The 535-nt window shown below is 57.7% G+C and carries 1 pseudogene; it reads left to right on the forward strand.

What is annotated here, in order from left to right:
• Positions 1–527: pseudogene (locus AC1D1Y_RS26155) on the forward strand (RelA/SpoT domain-containing protein); the annotation flags it as partial.
• Positions 528–535: the final 8 nt, after the last annotated feature.

Consider the following 535-nt stretch of genomic DNA (forward strand, 5'->3'; position numbering starts at 1 on the left):
ACCTCATGCTAGCGGGGGCACGCCGGTGGTTCGACGCGGATTCGCTGCACTTCTCCTTTGACGGCGGAAGGCTGCTGGCATCTGTGTTCCCAGACTTAGCCAATGGCCTTAGCGAGAGGCTTTCCCAAGTCATTGCAAATGGGAACAAAAACGACCTTGCCTTCGCGCTCGCTGTCCTGTCAGCCTTTGAAGGCAAGGAGGTCGTCTATGACCACGTCCGAAGCATCGTGGCTGCGATAGAGGTCGAGAGCCCTTTGTTCAACCAGGCGAAGTACGTACTGCAAGAGTCGGGCGTGGTCYCCGGCGAGTTTGGATTCGCGGATCTGCATGCCCAACGCAAGGCCTTGCTAGAGCCATGGCTCCGGGACGAGAGCGAAACTGTAAAGGCTTTTGCCGCCTTGCAAATTCACTATCTCGACCAGCGGATCGCCGCTGAGGTTAGGTCAGCCGAGGCGTCGATTGCATTGCGCAGACTGAGCTACGGCGAGGAATTGGATGAAGTCGAAGAGCTCACGCCGAAGGCATGACTATGCGG

The organism is Polaromonas sp. P1_G1, assembly GCF_056405595.1.